Genomic DNA, 4,403 nt, shown 5'->3' with positions numbered 1-4,403 from the left:
TTCGACAGATGCCGACACCGACGCAGAACCCGATGCCGAATCCGTCGCAGCTGTACGACGACGGCACACCGCTCAACACCGCCGGCGCGGCGCGGCCCGGCATGGAGATCGTGAGCATCCAGGGCAGCGTCACCCAGATCGCTGCGGCGCAGCGCATGCTCACCGTGCAGACCATGGGCGGGGGGCAGAGCCAGATGGTGACCGTGCGCATTCCGCTGCAGGTCGCCATCATGGGTAGCCGAATGCAGCAGAACGTCGGGTTCGAAGGGCTGGGCGTCGGCGACTACGTCATGCTCACCGGAATCCAGATGATGCCGGGCGCCGTCGAAGCGCGCCGGGTGTTCGTCAACAAATAGCCTGTCAGAATGCATGTTCCCACCATGACCCAAAGCGAGCACCTGAAGAAGCGCATCCTCTCGATCTGCTACGTTTTGAGCGTGGTTGCGCTGGCCTACGTGGGGCTGCGCGCCCTCATGTTCATCGAGCACGCCGTGCTGCTGCTGCTGGCCTCGGTGCTGCTGGCCTATCTGCTCAAACCCATGGTGGCCGTGCTGCACCGCCCCCTGACCCTGCACATCCCCAAGGGGTGGCTCAATCGCGAGGCCCGCGCCGTGAGCACGAACTACTGGCAGGTGCATGTGCTGCGACGGGGGCTGCCCTGGGTGCTCGCCATCGCGGTGGTGTACATCATTCTCATCTGCCTCATCGTTCTGGTGATCTCGTTCGTCGTGCCCGTGGTGATACGAGAGTTCAAAGCCCTGCTGACCACAGGGCTCCCCACGTTGGAGATGCAGCTGCGCGCCCAGGCCGAGGAGGCACGCACCTGGCTCATCGCGCGACTCCCACCAGAAGCGGCCGACACCGTACCAGACTACCTCTCGCGCGCTTCAGCCCAGGCCGCATCGTTCGCGGTCAACGCGCTCAACGCGCTGCCGCAGCTCATGGGTCGCCTGCTGGGGGCGGTGGCCGTGCTCTTCATCATCCCGGTGCTCACCTTCTACCTGCTCGTCGACACCGAGACCCTCCGCCTCGGATTCATGCACCTGTTCCCATCGTCTCGACGAGCGGAAGCCAAGGAGCTCATCGACAAGATCGATGACGTGCTGGCCCGCTACATCCGCGGTCAGCTGGCCGTAGCCACGGTGGTGGGGCTCAGCATCTCGGTGGTGCTCGAGATCCTCGGTCTCCCCTACGCGATTCTCATCGGCCTGTTCGCCGGCGTGATCAACCTCATCCCCTACATCGGCACCCCGCTGGGCATGGTTCCGGCCTTTCTCGTGGCCTTCTTCATGCCCGTGAGCGGCGGCCTGGTGAAGGGCCTGATCGTGCTCGGCTCGATGTACTGCGTCTTCCTGGCGGAGGGCAAGATCATCGTGCCCACGCTGGTGGGAAAGAGCGTGGGGCTCTCCCCCGTCATCATCATCTTCTCGCTCATCGCGGGGGCTGAGCTGCTCGGGGTGGCCGGCATGCTGCTGGCCGTGCCCACGGCCTCCATCGTGCGCGTGGTCGTGCTCCACATGGTCGAGAAGCGCGAGCAGGCAGAGGCCACCCACCACTCGCCCTTCCTCCACGAGCGCGGTCCCACGAGTGCCGCCTAGCACGGGCACCCGCGCATCGACCGCCGGCTCGTGAGCCCCCTCTCGCCGCGACAGGTCGCGCATCGGGCGCTGGGCTTCTTCGTGGCCGCGCTGCTGGCGCGACTGGTCGCGGCCGCCGCCAGCGGGCTGTACGTCGACGAAGCCTTCGTCTACTTCATGAGCCGCCTCGATCTGGGCCAGATCGTCGGCGCCGCTCGCCCGGACAACAATCCGCCGCTGTGGTACTTCGTGCTCCACCCGCTTGCGCGCATCACCCGCGACGGCCTGCTGCTGCGGCTGCCGTCGTCGGTGATGGGGACTCTTGCCGCGCCCCTCACCTATCTCGCCGGACGCACGCAGGGCGAGCGCGTCGGGCTCGTGAGCGGAGCCCTCGCGGCCGTGGCCTACACGTCATGGCTGGTCGACGCCCAGACCCGGGCCTACGGCCTGCTCGCGGCGCTGTGCGCGCTCGTGCTCGCGACCACGCTCGAAGCGCCCCGCGAGCCCCTCCCCCCCTGGCGCTGGGCAGTGCTGGCCGGCGCGAGCGTGGCCCTGCCCCTGCTGCACCTGGTGGGGTGGCTCGTCGATCTTGCCATGCTCGCGGCGTCGCTGCTCCCCGGCACCCCGTCACGATGGCGCCGAGCCGCATGCTTTGCTCTGGGCGTTGCCAGCGGAGCCGCCTGGATGGCCTACGCCGCCGCGGGCGCCGCATCGGCGCTGCACGGCCATCAGCGCCACCCGTCCCAGCTGGCCGAGATGGCGCTGCTCCCCTCGACGCTCACGGGGCTCTCGATGCCGTTTCACTGGTCTTGGCTGCGCCCCACGGACCTGGCCCCCGCCGGCTCGCTCGTCGTCTCGCTGCTGGTGGGGGCGGCCGCGGTGCACGGCCTGATCGTGATCGGGCGCACCCGGCCTCGCGCTGCGGCAACCCTTGCGCTCTACGCGGGGGTGCCGCTGTGCGGCATCGCGGCGGGCGCCATGATGGGCCTGCAGTCGTACCAGAACCGCTACCTCGTGCCGGTCGCCGGCGCCATCTTCGTGGCCCTGGCGGCCTCCGCCAACACGTGCTTCGCCTCAGGGGAACCGGCGAGGCCGCGTCACGGCGTGAGGCTGCTGGGAACCGCCCTCTGTGCCGGTGCGGTGGGCGTGAACCTCGTCACCCTCGCCTGCTTCCCGTTCGATCGGTACCTCCACAACCAGGACTGGCGTCAGGCCGCCGCCTGGATCGAGCACCGCGAGCTCGAGGGCGACGTGCTGGTGGCGTGCGTCCCCTACAGCCTCGTGGGCCTCGACTTCTACGACCACGCGCCGGACGTCGACGTCGACTTCTCGACGCCCGCGACCATGCAGCTGCGCTTCTCGCCGAAATACAGAGGGGCCGAGCAGATGGCCGTTCCGCCAGGCCTGCTCGACCCCGGTCTGGCGGCGCGCCTGCGCGGTCGCCATGTCTTCCTGCTGCTCAACCAGGTCGATGACGCCACCCGCCAGCGCGCGCTCGAGGTGTTTCGCGAGGGGTGGCTGCTCGCCGACACCCTCGCCCTCGACAGCCTCGCCGGGTGGGGGCGCATCGAGGTCTACGCGCTGGTTCCAAAAGGGGGGTGACCTCAGCCCCCTCGCCTTGCCACCGCTGCAGCCCGCTGCCTGCGCTCGACAGCGTCAGAGCGCGCGGTTGGCATTCACCTACAGACGCGCCACCGCGCAAACGAGCGTCAAGAGGCAGTGCGATCGCTGCCCAGCGTGCGCATCACGCACGTGCACCAGTCGACACCGCGCCGCAGTGAATCGGTGGTGACGCACTCGTCAGGGCCGTGAGCGCCGTGCCCGGTGTAGAGAACCGGCACGAAGGCCAAGGTCTCGCTGTGGGGATTCACGTCGCCCAGAAAGCGACAGTCGTTCGACGAGGTGGTGTTGCCGAAGAGTACATCATGCACGCCGTAAACCTGCTCGACCTGCGTCTGCGCAACCTGGAAGAGCGGGCTGCTCGGTTCAAGTCGTCGAACGTGGGCTGTGCGCTCAACGGGCGTGTAGAGGGGAGCGATCTCAAAGTCGTCACCCACAGCGTGCTGCATCTCGCGAAGCACGCGATCGCGGTCGTCGTCGATCTGCACGCGAAGATCAAGGGTCACCGCGCTGGTGACCGGACGCGACGGGTCACGCGCGGCATCGTGATCGCTCTTGCTGCTCGAGAAATCGCACACCTGCAGAACCTGCGGGAGGCCCGACGCGCTGAACGAACCCAGCAGCGATGCCAGTCCTCGATTCACGAGATCGACCGCATCGTGTTCGCGGTCGGGGGTCGACCCGTGGTTCCCGCCCTGGTAGGCGGCTTGGGGAAGGCTCAGACGCACGTCGAGCGTGGGCTTTGCGTTATCGACAGGCTCGAGGGGCTCGATGCGAAGGTCGCCTCCGACGCACTGGCGCATCTTCTCGAGCGCCGGACCCCGCTCGCACGCCGGCAGGGTGAGCCGCATGACGGCCGAGGCCGACGAGGGCTTGACATTCGGATTCTCTGTGCAGCCCGACGGGTTGTCGCTCAGGTAGATGTCGGTCTTGCTGAAGTCGGTCTTGTTGGCGGCCGCCACGGCTGGCCCTAGAAGCTTTCGCACCGCAGGAACGCACCACAGGTGACGCACGACCCAGCCCTTGACCCCCCCCACGAGATGCCCCAGTCGATTGAACATGGCGTTCGTCTGGGCCTTGTCCCCCACGTAGGTCCACGCAGTCTTGTCGGCCCAGCGGTCGAGGCGAGAAAGCGCGTCGAGGGTCTTTCGCGCCGCGTCATCGGCGGATGTGGGAGTCTTCAGGCGCAGCTGCGAGGGGAGGGTG

The 4,403-nt window shown here is 68.0% G+C and carries 4 protein-coding genes; 3 read left to right on the top strand and 1 reads right to left on the bottom strand.

Annotated features, from left to right (window positions below; translation table 11 throughout):
• Positions 1 to 32 precede the first annotated feature (32 nt).
• The 3 genes from EB084_20445 to EB084_20435 are packed head-to-tail and all read left to right on the top strand — an operon-like array spanning position 33 to position 3,179.
• Positions 33 to 356, top strand: coding sequence for a hypothetical protein (locus EB084_20445; protein ID NDD30637.1), 324 nt, complete (start codon positions 33 to 35; stop codon positions 354 to 356).
• Positions 357 to 365: 9 nt separating this feature from the next.
• Positions 366 to 1,598 carry an AI-2E family transporter gene (locus EB084_20440; protein NDD30636.1) on the top strand — a complete coding sequence of 411 codons (1,233 nt, stop codon included), beginning with the start codon at positions 366 to 368 and terminating at the stop codon, positions 1,596 to 1,598.
• Between the two features lie 30 nt (positions 1,599 to 1,628).
• On the top strand, positions 1,629 to 3,179 hold the full coding sequence (locus tag EB084_20435) for a hypothetical protein (GenBank protein NDD30635.1): 1,551 nt from the start codon (positions 1,629 to 1,631) through the stop codon (positions 3,177 to 3,179).
• Between the two features lie 107 nt (positions 3,180 to 3,286).
• Here EB084_20435 and EB084_20430 read toward each other — a convergent pair.
• A partial coding sequence (locus EB084_20430; GenBank protein ID NDD30634.1) for a hypothetical protein occupies positions 3,287 to 4,403 on the bottom strand: 1,117 nt, incomplete at its 5' end.

Source organism: Pseudomonadota bacterium, from assembly GCA_010028905.1.
Classification (GTDB): Bacteria; Vulcanimicrobiota; Xenobia; order RGZZ01; family RGZZ01; genus RGZZ01.
The sequence above is the reverse complement of the archived record's forward strand: the minus strand, read 5'-3'. Positions and strand labels throughout refer to the sequence as shown.